The sequence below is a fragment of the Rubellimicrobium aerolatum genome (genome assembly GCF_017872975.1).
Taxonomy (GTDB): Bacteria; Pseudomonadota; Alphaproteobacteria; order Rhodobacterales; family Rhodobacteraceae; genus Rubellimicrobium; species Rubellimicrobium aerolatum.
The window spans coordinates 1-12559 of sequence record NZ_JAGGJP010000033.1 but is presented as its reverse complement, the minus strand read 5'-3'; the positions used below and the strand labels follow the sequence as shown (position 1 = coordinate 12559).

Genomic DNA, 12559 nt, shown 5'->3' with positions numbered 1-12559 from the left:
GAGCTCACAGATCGGTCAGCGGCTCATGGCCCGCCCTGATCGGCAGACCCCCCGGGAGAGGCCAGCCGGGTGGTCCAGACTCGGGTAGCAGCTCAAGACCCCCCGGGAGAGGCCAGCCGGGTGGTCCAGACTCGGGTAGCAGCTCAGGTCGAAGAGGTCGGTCAGAGTGACCGTCTCCCCGTCGCGGGGGGCGTGTGTCTCTGCGGTAGGCGGAAGCTCAGGGTAGCGGCTGGCGTTCGGGTCGGGGGAGTAGTCTCCCTTAGACCGCATCCATAGGAGGTCCGACGCCTTCCTTGCAGCGTGGTCCATCTCCTCAAGCAGCCGCAGGCGGCTAGGAGTGTCGGCGCTAAGTCCCGCCTGCTGAAGGAGACGGTCAGCCTCCTCACCCAACGCGTTCTCTTGGGCTTGGCGCGGGGCGTCGGTAAGCTCCTCCGCTACGCCGCTCAGGGTCTCCCACTGGTCAGCCGATCCGGGGTCTTCCTCATGGGCCGACACAAGCCCTCTGTAGTAGAGTCCAGACAACGCCTGGACCTGCTTGCCTGTCAGTCTCACCGGCCCTGTAGCGACCTCCTGGCGGGCTTGGGTCCATAGCTCCTGAACAACGGCAGAGGTCTCCCGATACAGCACCACGGCCCGCTTAGGCTCCTTGGTTCCCAGGGAAACCTTGACCGTCTCTCCAAGAGTCACGGACTTGGCTTGTCCATCCACGGTCAGCACGACCTTACGACCCTTCACGGTCGCAATCAGGTCGGTGGGAACACGTTCCCTGAGGTAGTAGGCCCCGGTCGTCGGGTGCTTCCAAGGAGTCGCCATCCTGAGTCCCATGTGAACCCGTCCTGTGTATCAGTGGACGGCTCGGACCCCTGCTTACACAGGGTTTCTCAGCAAGATCAAGGGGAAGACATGGTGCTGCGAGAGAGGATTGAACTCTCGACCTCACCCTTACCAAGGGTGTGCTCTACCACTGAGCTACCGCAGCGACTGCGGGGGCTTCTAGCGACATGGATGGCGAGCGCAAGGGGGTTTCGCGCGGCTGGACGCGAGGAAAGGGGAGCCTTATGACCGCGCCATGACGGACCGGCCGCCCCGCATCCTCCGGACGAACGACCGCGACGCGCGCCTCGGGGCCGCGCTCCGGCGCAACCTCGCCCGGCGCAAGGCGCGCGACCGCGCGGTCGATGCGGCTCCCGACGAGACCCGCGCCGCGACCCGGGACGGGGCGTCCGTTTCGGGTCCCGCCGGGGGCGCCGGCCCGTCCTCCGACCTTCCGGGCGATCCCCCGCCCGCGCCATCCAGGGAAGACTGAACGGAATGGATTCGATCATCGTCCGCGGCGGGGCCGAGCTTTCGGGCCAGATCCCCATCGCCGGGGCCAAGAACGCCTGCCTCGCGCTCATGCCCGCGACGCTCCTGAGCGAGGAGCCCCTCACGCTCACCAACGCGCCGCGCCTGTCGGACATCCGCACCATGTCCCTGCTGCTGCAATCGCTGGGGGCCGAGGTCTCGGCGCTGGCGGGGGGGAAGGTGCTGGCGGCCTCGTCGCACGGGCTGACCTCCACGCGGGCCGACTACGACATCGTCCGCAAGATGCGCGCGTCGAACCTCGTGCTCGGGCCGCTGCTGGCGCGGGAGGGGCAGGCGGTGGTGTCGCTGCCGGGCGGCTGCGCCATCGGGGCGCGGCCCATGGACATCCACGTCGACGCCCTGGAGCGTCTGGGCGCGCGGATCGACCTGCGCGACGGCTACCTGCACGCGACCGCGCCGGGCGGGCTGAGGGGCGCGCGGGTGCCGCTGCGCTTCGCCTCCGTCGGCGCGACCGAGAACGTGCTGATGGCGGCGACGCTGGCCAAGGGGACCACCGTCATCGAGAACGCCGCGCGCGAGCCCGAGATCGTCGATCTCGCGCAGTGCCTTCGCAAGATGGGCGCGCAGATCGAGGGGGAGGGGACGGCGACCATCGTCATCCAGGGCGTGGACCGGCTGCACGGGGCGACCCACGCCGTCGTCGCCGACCGGATCGAGCTCGGCACCTACATGCTCGCCCCGGCCTTCACGGGGGGCGAGGTGGAGTGCCTGGGCGGGCGGATCGATCTGGTGTCGGCCTTCGTCGAGAAGCTGCACGCCGCCGGGCTGGAGACCGAGGAAACGCCGATCGGCCTGAAGGTCCGCCGCGCCAACGGCCGCGCCCGGGCGGTGGACGTGGTGACCGAGCCCTTCCCAGGCTTTCCCACCGACCTCCAGGCGCAGATGATGGCGATGCTCTGCACCGCCGAGGGGACCAGCGTGCTGGAGGAGCGGATCTTCGAGAACCGCTTCATGCACGCGCCCGAGCTGATGCGGATGGGCGCGCGGATCGAGCTCGCGGGAGGCACCGCGCGGGTCACCGGCGTGGAACGCCTGCGCGGCGCCCCCGTTATGGCGACGGACCTGCGGGCGTCGGTGTCGCTGATCCTCGCGGGGCTCGGGGCCGAGGGCGAGACGGTGGTGAGCCGCGTCTACCACCTCGATCGCGGCTACGAGCATGTCGAGGAGAAGCTCCGCGCCGTGGGCGCGAACATCGAGAGGATCGCCGCATGACCGAGGCCCCGCAGGACGCCCGCTTCGCCGACGCCGACGGGGGGGCCCTGCGGCTGCGCGCCCTGGACGACGAGGATCTCCGGATCGTGTCGGCGCTGGTGCAGGACGCGGTGGTGGCCGTGGGCGACGCGGGCTGGCTGCGGCAGCACCGCCGCTTCGCCGCCCTGGTCAACCGCTTCCGCTGGGAAGGCCGGACGCGGACGCCCGAGCGGGTGCGCGCGCTGCTGGTCTTCGAGAACGTCACGGCGGTGCGGGCGCAGGGGGTCGATCCGCGCGACAGGGATACCGTCCTGTCCATCCTGACGCTGGCCTGGGAGCCGGGCGAGGACGGGGCGGGCCGTGTCCTCGTGACGCTCGCCGGGGATGGCCTGATCGCCGTGGAGGTCGAGGCGCTGGAGGTGCTGCTCCAGGACGTGACCCTGCCCTATCTCGCGCCGTCGCGCCGCGCGCCGTCGCATCCCGAGTAGGGGCTCCTGCCCCCGTCGCGCGCCGCGGCGTCCTGCCCGGCCCCGGGCGGAGCCGGGCCTTCGGCGTTGAGGACCAGGCCCCGCATGGTCCACCGGGCGCGCCTCGGCCCCCGGGATATTCGGGGCCAGAGAAGGGCCGCCTCGATTGAAGGCGGCGTCCCGGCTCGCTAAGGCAGGGCCGACCCAAGGAGGCCCGTCATGCCGCAGTTCCTGTCCACCTCCGATCCCGGCTTCGAGGCGGCCTTCGCGCATCTCCTGTCGCAGAAGCGCGAGGACAGCCCGGACGTGGACGCCGCCGTCGCGGCCATCATCGCCGAGGTGCGCGCCCGCGGCGACGCGGCGCTGGTCGATCTGACCGCGCGATTCGACCGCGTGACCCTCTCGCCCGACCGCCTGCGCTTCTCCGAGGCGGAGATCGAGGGCCTTTGCGCGCAAGTGCCCGATGCGGAGCGCGCGGCGCTGGAGCTGGCGGCCGGACGCATCCGCGCCTATCACGCCCGGCAGATGCCGCGCGACGAGATGTGGGCCGACGAGATCGGCGCGACGCTGGGCTGGCGGTGGACCCCGGTGACGGCGGCGGGGCTCTACGTGCCCGGCGGCCTCGCCTCCTATCCGTCCTCGGTGCTGATGAACGCGATCCCGGCCAAGGTGGCGGGGGTGCGGCGGCTCGCCGTCACCGTGCCGACGCCGGACGGGGTGGCGAACCCGCTGGTCCTGCTGGCCTGCCGGATCGCCGGCGTGGACGAGGTGTTCCGCCTGGGCGGCGCCCAGGCCATCGCCGCGCTGGCCTACGGGACCGAGAGCGTCCGGCCCGTGGACAAGGTCACCGGACCCGGCAACGCCTATGTGGCGGCGGCCAAGCGGCGCGTCTTCGGCAAGGTCGGCATCGACATGATCGCGGGACCGAGCGAGATCCTCGTCATCGCCGACCGCGACAACGACCCGGACTTCGTGGCGCTCGACCTCCTGAGCCAGGCCGAGCACGACGAGAGCGCGCAGGCGATCCTCGTCACCGACGATCCCGCCTTCGGCCAGGCCGTCGCGCGGGCCGTCGAACGGCATCTGGAGACGCTGCCGCGCGCCGCCATCGCCGGGACGAGCTGGCGCGACTTCGGCGCGGTCATCGTCGTCCGCTCGATGGACGAGGCCGCGGCCCTCGCCGACCGCATCGCGGCCGAGCACCTGGAGCTGCTGGTCGCCGATCCCGAGGCGCTGGCCGCCCGGATCAGCCACGCGGGCGCGATCTTCCTCGGCCCCTGGACGCCCGAGGCCATCGGCGATTACATCGGCGGGCCGAACCACGTGCTGCCCACGGCGCGGACGGCGCGGTTCTCCTCGGGGCTGTCGGTGATGGACTTCCTCAAGCGCACCACCCTGTCGCGGATGACGCCCGAGGCGCTGCGCGCGCTCGGTCCCTCGGCCGAGATCCTGGCCCGGGCGGAGCGGCTGGAGGCTCATGGCCTGTCCGTCCGCGTCCGGCTGGACCGGCTGAACGGATGACCGACCGCCTCGTCGCCATCGAGATCGACGACACGGGCCTGCCCGCGCCCACGCCCGAGATGGCGCAGGAGCGCCGCGTCGCCATCGTGGACCTGCTGGAGGAGAACCGCTTCGCCCTGCCGCCGCATCCCGACCGGGGGACGACGGGGCCCTGGCGGCTCAACCTCTCGGTCCGCGAGCGTCGCCTCGTCTTCGCGGTGACCGCCGAGTCCGGCGAGCCGGCGGGCGAGTTCCACATGTCCATGGGCCCGTTCCGGCAGGTGGTGAAGGACTATTCCCAGATCTGCCAGAGCTACTACGACGCTGTCCGCACCTTGCCGCCGTCGCAGATCGAGACCATCGACATGGCCCGCCGGGGCATCCACAATGAGGGCGCGCGGGTGTTGCAGGAGCGCCTCGCGGGGAAGGCCGAGCTCGATCAGGACACGGCGCGCCGGCTTTTCACGCTGATCTGCGTGCTCCAGTTGGGAGGCTGAGGGGTGGAGGGGGAGATCGCCAGGGCCGCGCCGGGGGGCGCCCCGGACGCCTTGCCGCAATCCGTCCTGTTCTGCTGCGACCACAACGCCGTCCGCTCGCCCATGGCCGAGGGGATGATGAAGCGGCTCTACGGCACCGACTGCTACGTGCAGTCGGCGGGCGTGAAGGGCGACCTGGAGATCGACGGCTTCGCCATCGCCGTCTGCCACGAGATCGGCGTCGAGCTGTCGCGCCACCGCGCCCGCAGCTTCGACGACATGCGGGACTGGGGCGACGACCTGTCGTCCTTCGACCTCGTGGTGGCGCTCACCCCGGCGAGCCAGCACCGCGCGCTCGACCTCACCCGGGCGAGCGCCATCAACATCGAATACTGGCCGATCCTCGACCCGACGGGGCTGGGGGAGGGGCGCGAGGCGCGGCTCGAGTCCTACCGCAAGACGCGGGACATGATCCTGGGGCGGCTCCTGGACCGCTTCGGGCCGCCGCGCGGCGATTGGGCGCCGCCCCGGTGAGGGAACCCGGACCGGGGCCCATGCGCTGAGCCCCTGTCGATTGCCGCTTGAAAAAGCGCCCGCGCGGGGCCATCTAGGCCCCGGGCCGCCCTGTTCTGCGGCCCGATTCCATTTGGAGATCCCATGGCCAAGGAAGAACTGCTCGAATTTCCTGGCGTCGTGAAGGAGCTCCTGCCGAATGCGACGTTCCGGGTCGAGCTGGAGAACGGCCACGAGATCATCGCGCATACGGCAGGGAAGATGCGGAAGAACCGCATCCGCGTGCTCGCCGGCGACAAGGTTCAGGTCGAGATGACCCCCTACGACCTCAGCAAGGGGCGGATCAATTACCGCTTCAAGTGATGCCCTCCTCGGGGAGGGAGCGATGACGGCGCAAGCCCCGGACCCCGCGCTGCGCCTGGTCCTCGGCTCGGCCTCGCCCCGGCGGCTCGACCTGCTCGCGCAGGCGGGGATCGTCCCGCACGCCGTCCGGCCGCCCGAGATCGACGAGTCCCCCCGCAAGGCGGAGCTGCCCGCCGAATACGTCCGCCGCATCGCGCGCGACAAGATCGCCGCGATCCCGGCGGCGGAAGGCGAGGTCGTGCTCTGCGCCGACACCACCGTCGCGCTGGGCCGCCGCATCCTCGGCAAGCCCGGGGACGAGGACGACGCCCGGCGGATGCTGTCGCTCCTGTCGGGCCGGCGGCACCGCGTCATCACCGCCGTGGCGGTGCGGCGCGGGGCCAGGGTCTGGGAGCGGGCGGTGACGACGACCGTCGCCGTCAAGTCCCTGAGCCCCGGCGAGATCGCGGCGTATCTTGCCACCGGCGACTGGCGCGGCAAGGCGGGCTCGTATGCGATCCAGGGGCCGTTCGGGGCGTTGATCCCCTGGATCAACGGCTCGTTCACCGGGGTCGTGGGGTTGCCCCTGACCGAAACCCTGGGCCTGCTCACGGCGGCGGGCCTTGTCGGAGGACTGCGATGAAGGGGCGGACCATCGTCCTCGACCACCTGAACGGACGCGAGGCGGCGGCGCTGCTCGTGGACGGGCGGCTCGACGACCTCCTGATCGACGAGGACGCCGCGCCCCGCCCCGGCGCCATCTACCGCGCCGTGACCGACCGGGGGATGAAGGGGCAGGGCGGCATGATGCTCCGCCTGCCGGACGGGACCGCCTGGCTGCGGAATGCGACCGGGCTCAAGTCCGGGGAGACCATGCTCGTGCAGGTGACGGGCGTGGCCGAGGGCGGCAAGGCCGTTCCCGTCACCGACCGGCTCCTGTTCAAGTCGCGCTTTGCCATCGTGACCCCCGGCGCGCCCGGGATCAACGTCTCGCGCCAGATCCGCTCGGACGAGGAGCGGGAGCGGCTGCTGGCCCTCGCGCATGAGACGATGGAGGAAGGGCCGAACGGCCTGATCCTGCGCTCCGCCTGCGAGGGCGCGGCGGAGGACGAGGTGGCCGAGGACATCGCGGCGATGCGCGACCTCGCCGAGAAGGTGCTGGCGGATGCTGTGGGCCAGCCCGAGAAGCTCACCGACGGCGACGGCCCGCATCTCCTCGCCTGGAGGGAGTGGGACGCGCCGATGGTCGTGACCAAGCCCGGCGGCTTCGCGCGGGAAGGCGTGCTCGACCAGATCGACGCGCTGCGCCGTCCGGTGGTGGACCTGGGCGAGGGGACGATGGTCGTGGAGACGACGCGCGCCCTGGTGGCCGTGGACGTGAACACCGGCGGCGACACATCGCCCGCCGCCGCGCTCAAGGCCAACATGGCGGCCGCCCGCGCCCTGCCGCGCCAGCTCCGGCTGCGGGGCCTGGGCGGGCAGGTCGTGGTGGACTTCGCGGGGATGTCCAAGGCGCACCGCAAGCCGCTGGAGCAGTCGATCCGCGACTCGTTCCGGTCCGACCCCATCGAGACCTCGCTGGTTGGATGGACCGCGATGGGGCTGTTCGAGCTGTCGCGCAAGCGCGAGCGCATCCCGCTCGCCCACCTGCTGGGGGACGCCTGATGGCTTGCCCGATCTGCGGAAAGCCGGCCGAGGCCAAGTTCCGTCCGTTCTGCTCGGCGCGTTGCGCGGACATAGACCTCGCGCGGTGGCTGCGGGGCGACTACGTGATCCCCGGCACGGTGTCGGAGGAAGAGGAAGTGCCCGACCCGCAGGGCGAGCAGCGGGACGGCTGAGGCCCGCGGAATCGCTTGCGTCCGGGGTCATGGGCGATTGACCCGGCCCCGGCCCGTGCCTAGTCCCCTCCTCCAGCAGGAGGGCCGTGCCATGATGTATTCCGCGATCACCGCCACCACCGGGCTCGCCTCGGCGCAGGCCCTGGCCGAGGCCGTGGAGGAGCTGGACCCCGCGCCCTTCGCCGTGGGGCATTTCGAGATCGAGGACGGCTCGGGCCTTTACGAGGTCGGCGCGCATTTCGAGGAGGAGCCCGATGGAATCGTGCTCGACCTCCTCGCCGCCGTGCATGGGGCGCGGGCCTGGACGGTGTCCGAGGTGCCAGACGTGGACTGGGTCGCCAAGGTGCGGCGCGACCTGCCGCCCGTCGAGGCGGGGCGCTTCTTCCTGTATGGCTCGCACGATGCGGACAAGGTGCCCGAGGGGCGCGTGCCGCTGCTGATCGAGGCGGCCATGGCTTTCGGCACCGGGCACCACGCCACCACCGTCGGTTGCCTGCGCGCCATCGACCGGCTGGAGGCGCAGGGCTTCCGGCCGAGGAACGTGGCGGACGTGGGAGCGGGGACCGCCGTCCTTGCGATGGGGGCGGCGCGAGCCTGGCCCGAGGCGGCGCCGGTCGTCGCCGGCGACATCGACCCCGTGGCCGTGGAGACGGCCCTCGCCAACCTGGAGGCGAACGGCCTGGGTGGCCGCATCGCCTGCGTGGAGGCGGCGGGGCTCGACGCGCCGGCGTTCCGCGAGGGCGTGCCCTTCGACCTGATCCTCGCCAACATCCTCAAGGGGCCGCTGATCGGGCTGGCCCCGGACATGGCCGCCGCCGCCAGTCCCCCGGCGCGGGTGATCCTGTCCGGCCTCCTGCGCGAGCAGGCGGCCGAGGTCGCGGCAGCCTATGCCGCCGTGGGCCTGCGGGAGATCGACCGCGAGGAGATCGGCGACTGGGCCACGCTGGTCCTGGGACGCGCCTGATCCGCGACGCCAAAGACGCCGGAAAGCCGCCGTTCTTTCGCCATATTGGGCGGTCAATGCGCGGGTAACGGATCGGCAACACCTGTTAACGATCCCTTGCACCCTGAACGACAGGCGCCACCGAGCAGCGGGAGGCCGCCCATCATAACAAAAAGACGGCGGCTTGGTCCTGGGGACGGGGCGGCCGGGCGGGATGGGTCGTCCTTCGGGACGGTCCGCCGGTCCGGCCGCCCTTTTCATGCCGGGCGTGGCGAAGGGGCCGCAGGCCGGGGCCTTCGCGCCGGTCGGCTGGTTCGAGTTCGCCCTTTGTGCTAGGCCGCCGATGAGGCGGCACCAACGGCGAGGACGGCGATGCGCGTGATGGGGATCGATCCGGGCCTCCAGAACATGGGCTGGGGCGTCATCGAGGTCGAGGGCGTCCGCATCCGCCACGTGGCGAACGGCGTCGTGCATTCGGGGCAGGGCGACCTCGCCAGCCGCCTCCTGCGGCTCTACGACCAGATGCGCGCCGTCGTGTCCGCCCAGATGCCCGACGAGGCCGCGGTCGAGCAGACCTTCGTCAACAAGGACGCGAGCGGCACGCTCAAGCTCGGGCAGGCGCGGGCCATCGCGCTGCTCGTGCCCGCGCAATACGGGCTGCGGATCGGGGAATACGCGCCCAACGCCGTCAAGAAGGCGGTCGTGGGCGTGGGCCACGCCGCCAAGGCGCAGATCGACCACATGGTGCGGCTGCACCTGCCGGGGGTGGACCTCGCCGGGCCGGACGCGGCCGACGCCTTGGCCGTCGCGATCTGCCACGCCCATCATCTGCAATCCTCCACGCATCTGACCGCCGCCATCGCCAAGGCCGAGGACCGCGCCGTCGAGCAGCGCGCCCGCGCGGCGAGCGCGGCCGTCGCCCGCGCCCTGCGGGAGGCGGGGCGATGATCGGCCGGGTGGCGGGACGGCTGGTCTACCGGGCGCAGGACCACGTGCTGATCGACGTGCGCGGGGTGGGCTACCTCGTCCATGTGTCCGAGCGCGTCCTGGCGGGCCTGCCCCGGAACGGGGAGGCGGTGGCGCTGTTCACCGAGCTGCAGGTGCGCGAGGACGGCTGGACCCTGTTCGGATTCCCGACGCTGGTCGAGAAGGAGTGGCACCGGCTTCTCCTGACCGTGCAGGGGGTGGGGGCCAAGGTGTCGCTGGCGCTGCTGAGCGCGCTGGGGCCGGACGCGCTGGGCCGCGCCATCGCGCTGGGCGACTGGGCCACGCTGGCGCGGGCCAAGGGCGTGGGGCCGCGCACCGCGCAGCGGGTGGTGAACGAGCTGCGCGAGAAGGCCCCGGTGGTCATGGCCATGGCCGGGCTGATCGGCACGACGACCGCCACCACGCACGAGCTGGAGCCCGACGAGGCCGAGGTCATCGAGACCCCCGCCGAGGCCGCGCCCACGAAGCGGGCCGCCCGTCGGCGCGAGCCCGATGGGGGCGCGGTGGCGCAGGCCGACGCGATGTCGGCGCTGGGGAACCTCGGGTATGCCCCCGGCGAGGCGGTGCAGGCTGTCGCGCAGGCGGCCGAGGCCAATCCCGGCGCGGCGACGGCCGAGCTGATCCGCGCGGCGCTGCGGCTTCTTGCGCCCAGGGAGTAGCGCCGGGCTCTGGAAGAACGGAACGCGAACGATTAGGTTGGTGCCATGAGCGATCCCCTTCTCCGCCCCGACCCGCAGCCCGAGGACATGAGCGACAAGGCTCTGCGCCCGCAGATGCTGTCCGAGTTCATCGGGCAGCACGAGGCGCGGGCCAACCTGCGCGTGTTCATCGAATCGGCCAAGATGCGCGGCGAGGCGATGGACCACACGCTGTTCTACGGGCCGCCGGGCCTGGGCAAGACCACGCTGGCGCAGATCATGTCGCGCGAGCTGGGGGTGGGGTTCCGCATGACCTCCGGGCCGGTGCTGGCCAAGGCGGGCGACCTCGCGGCGATCCTGACGAACCTTGAGGCGCGGGACGTGCTGTTCATCGACGAGATCCACCGGCTGAGCCCGGTCGTCGAGGAGGTGCTGTATCCGGCCTTGGAGGACTTCCAGCTCGACCTCGTGATCGGGGAGGGGCCGGCGGCGCGGACCGTGCGGATCGAGTTGCAGCCCTTCACGCTGGTCGGCGCGACGACGCGGCTGGGGCTGCTGACGACGCCGCTGCGCGACCGCTTCGGCATCCCGACGCGGCTGGAGTTCTACACCGTCGATGAGCTTTACGAGATCGTCATCCGCAACGCCAAGCTGCTCGGCGCGCCCGCCGAGCCGGAGGGCGCGCGCGAGATCGCGCACAGGTCGCGGGGGACGCCGCGAATCGCCGGGCGGCTCTTGCGCCGCGTGGTGGACTTCGCGCTGGTCGAGGGCGACGGGCGCGTGACGCGCGCCATCGCCGACCGGGCGCTGAACCGCCTGGGCGTGGACGACCTGGGCCTCGATGGCGCGGACCGGCGTTACCTGTCCCTGATCGCCCGGAGCTACCTGGGCGGGCCGGTGGGCGTGGAGACGCTGTCCGCCGCGCTGTCGGAGGCGCGCGACGCCATCGAGGAGGTGATCGAGCCCTACCTCCTGCAACAGGGCCTCATCCAGAGGACCCCGCGCGGGCGTATGCTGACGCAGGCGGCGTTCCGGCATCTGGGGCTAGAGCCGCCGAAGGGACAGGCGGACCTCTTCGGCTGAGCCGAAGCGGGCGTCCTCGCGCAGGCGGGCGAGGGCGGCGCGGGTGGCGGCGCGGCGCTCCTCGGCCATGCGGCGGGCAGCGCGGCGGATGCGGCCGGGGCGGACGACGAAGGGCTCGGGCAGGGCGGTCGGCATGGCTTGGGCTCCGTGGTTGTGCGCCGGGGGCGCGGGTTGACGTGGGGCCAGAGTGCCAAGGCCGGGTTAACCGTGTCCGACAGCAACGGTCGGTGGGTGTTGCGCGGGGTGGCGGGGGCGGGAAAGCCTGTCTTGCCAAAAGGTTGCGACGTTTCGAGGTGGATCGTGGTTAACGGACCCTGACGGCATCGCAGGCGCGCGAGGGTGCGAATCATCGCGGCGTGACGGGAGACGCCCGGCGGGGTGGTCCCAGGGGAGCCGCCTGGTTGGTGGTGGGGTCGCGCGGGTCCGGTCCGATGGGGATGGTCCGGTGGGCATGACCCGGCGAGGGCGGGCCAACGGGGGCGGGAGCGGGGCGGCGGGCGTGGCCTGACCTTGACGGGGACGGGCGGGGCGGCTTGAGCTTCGGCCATGACCGAGCCCATGCCCCCGCCCGACGACGCTCCGCTGCCCGGGGGGGCGGTCCATCTCCTGCCGGTCCGGGTCTATTACGAGGACACCGACCTCGCGGGGGTGGTCTATTACGCCAACTACCTGCGCTTCATCGAACGGGGGCGCACCGAATGGGCGCGGGCGGCGGGGATCGACCAGGGGCGGCTGCGGGCCGAGGCGGGGACGGTCTTCGCGGTGCGGCGGGTGGAGGCCGACTATCTGGCCCCGGCCCGATTCGACGACCTGCTGGAGGTGGCGACCGGGGTGGAGGCCGCCTCGGGCGCGCGGGTGACGCTCTGGCAGGAGGTGCGGCGCGGCGGGCGGGCGCTGTTCCGCGCGCGCGTGGTGCTGGTGGCGATGGACGAGGGCGGGCGGCCCCGGCGGATTCCCCTGGCCCTGCGCGGGCTTGGCGCGGGCGGGGCGGGCTGAGGGCGCAGCCCCCCGGCCACAATCGCCGGGGAATGCGTCGATCGGGTTGGCATCTTTCGCCGGGCTGAGTTATCCCCAGCGCCCAAGCGCGCCCTCGAATGGCGCACAGGCGGCAGAGGCACGGGCATGGAACCAGCGACCGACTATGGCATGTGGGGGTTGTTCGCGCATGCGACCTGGGGGGTGAAGCTCATCATGCTGGGGCTGGTGGGGGCTTCGG

At 72.2% G+C, this 12559-nt stretch carries 16 protein-coding genes and 1 tRNA gene; 14 read left to right on the top strand and 3 right to left on the bottom strand.

All coding sequences use genetic code 11. The features are described 5' to 3' along the window. Positions 1–15: 15 nt before the first annotated feature. On the bottom strand, positions 16–825 hold the full coding sequence (locus J2Z33_RS17545; RefSeq protein WP_209843465.1) for a DUF6538 domain-containing protein: 810 nt from the start codon (positions 823–825) through the stop codon (positions 16–18). Between the two features lie 79 nt (positions 826–904). After that, a tRNA-Thr gene (locus J2Z33_RS17540) sits at positions 905–979 on the bottom strand. 332 nt (positions 980–1311) lie between these two features. Between J2Z33_RS17540 and murA the strand changes: the two genes are divergently transcribed. The 13 genes from murA to ruvB all read left to right on the top strand — a co-directional run bounded on the left by murA (position 1312) and on the right by ruvB (position 11343). Then, entirely contained in the window at positions 1312–2577 is a 1266-nt protein-coding gene (gene murA / locus J2Z33_RS17535) for a UDP-N-acetylglucosamine 1-carboxyvinyltransferase (protein ID WP_209843463.1), read from the top strand. Then, the gene (locus J2Z33_RS17530; RefSeq protein WP_209843462.1) at positions 2574–3044 is read left to right on the top strand and encodes a DUF2948 family protein; all 471 of its coding nucleotides are present in this window, start codon (positions 2574–2576) and stop codon (positions 3042–3044) included. The genes murA and J2Z33_RS17530 overlap by 4 nt, the downstream gene beginning before the upstream one ends. 198 nt (positions 3045–3242) lie before the next feature. Continuing rightward, positions 3243–4544 carry a histidinol dehydrogenase gene (hisD, locus tag J2Z33_RS17525; RefSeq protein WP_209843460.1) on the top strand — a complete coding sequence of 434 codons (1302 nt, stop codon included), beginning with the start codon at positions 3243–3245 and terminating at the stop codon, positions 4542–4544. Next, positions 4541–5020: a UPF0262 family protein gene (locus J2Z33_RS17520; protein WP_209843458.1), complete on the top strand. Its 480-nt coding sequence runs from the start codon at positions 4541–4543 to the stop codon at positions 5018–5020. The genes hisD and J2Z33_RS17520 overlap by 4 nt, the downstream gene beginning before the upstream one ends. Positions 5021–5023: 3 nt before the next feature. Next, positions 5024–5533 carry an arsenate-mycothiol transferase ArsC gene (locus J2Z33_RS17515; protein ID WP_342454226.1) on the top strand — a complete coding sequence of 170 codons (510 nt, stop codon included), beginning with the start codon at positions 5024–5026 and terminating at the stop codon, positions 5531–5533. Positions 5534–5656: 123 nt separating this feature from the next. Continuing rightward, a complete protein-coding gene (gene infA, locus J2Z33_RS17510; protein WP_209843455.1) occupies positions 5657–5875 on the top strand; it encodes a translation initiation factor IF-1 in 219 nt (72 codons plus the stop codon). A 22-nt stretch (positions 5876–5897) separates the two neighbouring features. Next, positions 5898–6497, top strand: a complete 600-nt coding sequence (locus J2Z33_RS17505; protein ID WP_209843453.1) for a Maf family protein — start codon at positions 5898–5900, stop codon at positions 6495–6497. Continuing rightward, positions 6494–7519, top strand: coding sequence for a ribonuclease E/G (locus J2Z33_RS17500; RefSeq protein ID WP_209843450.1), 1026 nt, complete (start codon positions 6494–6496; stop codon positions 7517–7519). The genes J2Z33_RS17505 and J2Z33_RS17500 overlap by 4 nt, the downstream gene beginning before the upstream one ends. After that, on the top strand, positions 7519–7692 hold the full coding sequence (gene yacG / locus J2Z33_RS17495) for a DNA gyrase inhibitor YacG (protein ID WP_209843448.1): 174 nt from the start codon (positions 7519–7521) through the stop codon (positions 7690–7692). Before J2Z33_RS17500 ends, yacG begins: the two co-directional genes overlap by 1 nt. A gap of 91 nt (positions 7693–7783) precedes the next feature. Further along, positions 7784–8656 (top strand): 50S ribosomal protein L11 methyltransferase, encoded by an 873-nt coding sequence (locus tag J2Z33_RS17490; protein WP_209843446.1) that lies wholly within the window; start codon positions 7784–7786, stop codon positions 8654–8656. Positions 8657–9007: 351 nt separating this feature from the next. Beyond that, positions 9008–9583: a crossover junction endodeoxyribonuclease RuvC gene (gene ruvC, locus J2Z33_RS17485; protein WP_209843443.1), complete on the top strand. Its 576-nt coding sequence runs from the start codon at positions 9008–9010 to the stop codon at positions 9581–9583. Further along, positions 9580–10281 (top strand): Holliday junction branch migration protein RuvA, encoded by a 702-nt coding sequence (gene ruvA, locus J2Z33_RS17480; RefSeq protein ID WP_209843441.1) that lies wholly within the window; start codon positions 9580–9582, stop codon positions 10279–10281. Before ruvC ends, ruvA begins: the two co-directional genes overlap by 4 nt. A gap of 45 nt (positions 10282–10326) precedes the next feature. Continuing rightward, positions 10327–11343, top strand: a complete 1017-nt coding sequence (gene ruvB / locus J2Z33_RS17475; protein ID WP_209843440.1) for a Holliday junction branch migration DNA helicase RuvB — start codon at positions 10327–10329, stop codon at positions 11341–11343. Here ruvB and J2Z33_RS17470 read toward each other — a convergent pair. Next, a complete protein-coding gene (locus tag J2Z33_RS17470; protein WP_209843438.1) occupies positions 11305–11478 on the bottom strand; it encodes a hypothetical protein in 174 nt (57 codons plus the stop codon). The two genes, ruvB and J2Z33_RS17470, sit on opposite strands and share 39 nt — an antisense overlap. Before the next feature lie 411 nt (positions 11479–11889). On the opposite strand from J2Z33_RS17470, the gene ybgC reads away from it, so the two are divergent. Next, positions 11890–12339, top strand: coding sequence for a tol-pal system-associated acyl-CoA thioesterase (ybgC, locus tag J2Z33_RS17465; protein ID WP_377110470.1), 450 nt, complete (start codon positions 11890–11892; stop codon positions 12337–12339). Positions 12340–12559 lie beyond the last annotated feature (220 nt).

Bases quoted from the DNA above. Each gene is read 5' to 3' on its own strand.
- J2Z33_RS17530 (WP_209843462.1), top strand. From the start codon at position 2,574: ATGACCGAGGCCCCGCAGGACGCCCGCTTCGCCGACGCCGACGGGGGG.
- ruvC (WP_209843443.1), top strand. From the start codon at position 9,008: ATGCGCGTGATGGGGATCGATCCGGGCCTCCAGAACATGGGCTGGGGC.
- ruvB (WP_209843440.1), top strand. From the start codon at position 10,327: ATGAGCGATCCCCTTCTCCGCCCCGACCCGCAGCCCGAGGACATGAGC.
- J2Z33_RS17490 (WP_209843446.1), top strand. From the start codon at position 7,784: ATGATGTATTCCGCGATCACCGCCACCACCGGGCTCGCCTCGGCGCAG.
- infA (WP_209843455.1), top strand. From the start codon at position 5,657: ATGGCCAAGGAAGAACTGCTCGAATTTCCTGGCGTCGTGAAGGAGCTC.
- J2Z33_RS17470 (WP_209843438.1), bottom strand. From the start codon at position 11,478: ATGCCGACCGCCCTGCCCGAGCCCTTCGTCGTCCGCCCCGGCCGCATC.
- yacG (WP_209843448.1), top strand. From the start codon at position 7,519: ATGGCTTGCCCGATCTGCGGAAAGCCGGCCGAGGCCAAGTTCCGTCCG.
- ruvA (WP_209843441.1), top strand. From the start codon at position 9,580: ATGATCGGCCGGGTGGCGGGACGGCTGGTCTACCGGGCGCAGGACCAC.
- ybgC (WP_377110470.1), top strand. From the start codon at position 11,890: ATGACCGAGCCCATGCCCCCGCCCGACGACGCTCCGCTGCCCGGGGGG.
- J2Z33_RS17545 (WP_209843465.1), bottom strand. From the start codon at position 825: ATGGGACTCAGGATGGCGACTCCTTGGAAGCACCCGACGACCGGGGCC.
- J2Z33_RS17500 (WP_209843450.1), top strand. From the start codon at position 6,494: ATGAAGGGGCGGACCATCGTCCTCGACCACCTGAACGGACGCGAGGCG.
- J2Z33_RS17505 (WP_209843453.1), top strand. From the start codon at position 5,898: ATGACGGCGCAAGCCCCGGACCCCGCGCTGCGCCTGGTCCTCGGCTCG.
- hisD (WP_209843460.1), top strand. From the start codon at position 3,243: ATGCCGCAGTTCCTGTCCACCTCCGATCCCGGCTTCGAGGCGGCCTTC.
- J2Z33_RS17520 (WP_209843458.1), top strand. From the start codon at position 4,541: ATGACCGACCGCCTCGTCGCCATCGAGATCGACGACACGGGCCTGCCC.
- murA (WP_209843463.1), top strand. From the start codon at position 1,312: ATGGATTCGATCATCGTCCGCGGCGGGGCCGAGCTTTCGGGCCAGATC.